Source organism: Streptomyces sp. AcH 505, assembly GCF_000818175.1.
In the GTDB taxonomy this organism is placed as follows: Bacteria; Actinomycetota; Actinomycetes; order Streptomycetales; family Streptomycetaceae; genus Streptomyces.
The window spans coordinates 2,083,226-2,085,525 of record NZ_JTIY01000001.1 but is presented as its reverse complement, the minus strand read 5'-3'; the positions used below and the strand labels follow the sequence as shown (position 1 = coordinate 2,085,525).

Here is a 2,300-nt window from a genome sequence, read left to right as displayed (position 1 = left end):
GTGCGGCGCCTGCCTCCAGGCGGTGCGCGCCAAGCGGGCCCCCGAGGTGCTGACCGACAAACGCGCCGACGGCGTCCGGGTGCCGTACTTCGAGCTGCCGCCCGGCGACAGCGTCTGGGCGGCGACCGGTTACGGCTCGCTGGAGCCGGCCGGCAGCCCGGACGGCATGGCCGAGCGCGTGACGCGCGGCGACTTCACACGCAGCCGCCGGAGCTGACCGGAGGCGGAGGAGGCCGCGCCGAAATAGAGTGAATGTGGCATTCGTGTCATCTTCGTATGTTCCAGGCTCTTCCCTCAGATGATGTACATCGGAGTGATGCATGACTCGGCGGCGTCCCTCCCATGCGGTGAGCGCGGACGATCTGCTGAGCACCCTCGGGCGGCTGACCGCCCAGGCCCGCGAGGGCGCCGAGCTTCAGCAGGCCAGGGTGGAGCTGGCCGTCGCGCTGCAACGCAAGATGCTGCCGGCCGCGCTGCCCGCCGTACCGGGACTGCGGGTGGCCGCCCGCTACGTACCCGCGAGGGACGGTCTGGACATCGGCGGCGACTGGTACGACGGCTTCCCGCTCTCCGACGGCACGCTCGGCTACTCGATCGGCGACGTGCAGGGCCACGACGTGGACGCGGCCGCGTTCATGGGCCAGATCAGGATCGGACTGCGGGCGGTCGCCAACACGGCGACCGACCCCGGCGAGGTGCTGCGCCGCGCCAACGACCTGCTGCTCTCGATGGACTCCGCCCTCTTCGCCACCTGCAGCTTCGTCTGCTTCGACCCGGTCGCGTGGGAGCTGCGCACCGCACGCGCGGGACATGTGGCGGCGGTCTGGGCCACCGTCGACGGCCGGTACGGCTTCGCGGAGGACGAGGGCGGGCTGCCGCTGGGCATCCAGCCCGGCGAGAGCTACCCGGTGACCCGGCACCGACTGACGCGGGCCGGCGCGTACGTGCTGCTCACGGACGGCGTGATCGAGGGCCCCACCTTCCCGCTCGACCAGGGCCTCGACCAGGTGGCCCGGCTGGTCAGGGAGGGCGCGGACGCCGAGCCCGGCGAGCTGGCAGCCGAGGTGCTGAAGGTGGCCGAGCTGACCGGGCACTCGGACGACGCGGCCGTACTGGTCCTGCGCCACGACGCGGCGCCGCCTCCGTAGCGCGTGTCACGGCCGGGCCTGAGCCGGTGACGTTGTCTGATGACTGCTGTGGTGCGTACCCAGGAACTCCGACGCCTTGCTGTGACCGCTCTGGGGATCGTCGTCGTCGCTGCCGCCTACTACGGGGCGGGACGCCTCGGTCTGATCAAGCGGCTCTACATCGACGGCGCCACCTGCACGCCACTCTGGCCACCCACCGGTGTCGCCCTGGCCGCGCTGCTCTTCATGGGACTGCGGATCTGGCCGGGCATCGCGCTCGGCGCGCTCGGCACCGTACTGACCCTCGGCCCGCTGGGATGGTCGAGCTTCGTGATCCTCGCGGGGAACACCCTCGCCCCGGTCTGCGCGTACCTCGTACTCCGGCGGCTCGGCTTCCAGCTGGAGCTGGAACGGCTGCGGGACGGCTTCAGCCTGGTCGTCGTCGGCGCGCTCGCCGGAATGCTGATCAGTCCCACGGTGGGCACCGCCGTGCTGGTGGTCGACGGGACGCTGCCGGAGTACGGCTTCTGGCCGGTCTGGACGGCGTGGTGGACCGGCGACGCCATGGGGGTGCTGGTGGTCACCCCGCTGTTCCTGCTCATCCGCAAGGCGTGGCTGGCCCGTGCCGCGCGGGGTCCTGGCGACGGCCGGCCGTTCCGTGACACGTACCGCACGATGGAGGTGGCGGCGCTGGTGGTGGCCGTCCTCGTCGTCGTACCGCTGGTCACGCACAGCACCGTGCCGCTGCTCTTCCTGGTCTTCCCCGTCCTGATCTGGGCGGCCCTGCGCTTCCAGCTCGCGGGGGCCGTGCCGATCGCGCTGTTCATCTCCGTGCTGACTATCGTGGCGGCGACGGACGGCACAGGCCCCTTCGTCCACCACAGCCTGACCGGGACGATGATCGCGCTTCAGGCGCTCAACGGATCGGTCGCGCTGACCGCACTGCTGCTCGCGGCGATCGTGACGGAGCAGCGCAACGTGCACCGGAAGATCGAGCAGGTGTGTGTGGACCTGGCCGAGGTGGTGGAGAACCTCGCGCCGGGAAAGGCGGCGCAACACTGGCCGCCGGGGGAGCTGGGCGCAGGCGGCCCGGGCGACTGACCCCCCTGGAGTTCGTACGCCGCCCCGCGCGCCGGGTCGGCGCGGGGCGGGGCGGGCAGCGGCTGACCGCGG

Annotated in this window: 2 protein-coding genes and 1 pseudogene; all 3 read left to right on the top strand. The window is 72.1% G+C overall.

Features of this window, described 5'->3' with window-relative positions; genetic code table 11:
- Window positions 1-217: pseudogene (locus HY68_RS44960) on the top strand (hypothetical protein); the annotation flags it as partial.
- Between the two features lie 103 nt (window positions 218-320).
- Window positions 321-1,148: a PP2C family protein-serine/threonine phosphatase gene (locus HY68_RS09650; protein ID WP_041986963.1), complete on the top strand. Its 828-nt coding sequence runs from the start codon at window positions 321-323 to the stop codon at window positions 1,146-1,148.
- Between the two features lie 39 nt (window positions 1,149-1,187).
- Window positions 1,188-2,228 (top strand): MASE1 domain-containing protein, encoded by a 1,041-nt coding sequence (locus tag HY68_RS09645; RefSeq protein WP_107070068.1) that lies wholly within the window; start codon window positions 1,188-1,190, stop codon window positions 2,226-2,228.
- The last annotated feature ends 72 nt before the right edge of the window (window positions 2,229-2,300 follow it).

What these genes read in the sequence shown, in the direction of transcription:
- HY68_RS09650 (WP_041986963.1), top strand. Translation starts at nt 321, where the DNA reads ATGACTCGGCGGCGTCCCTCCCATGCGGTGAGCGCGGACGATCTGCTG.
- HY68_RS09645 (WP_107070068.1), top strand. Translation starts at nt 1,188, where the DNA reads ATGACTGCTGTGGTGCGTACCCAGGAACTCCGACGCCTTGCTGTGACC.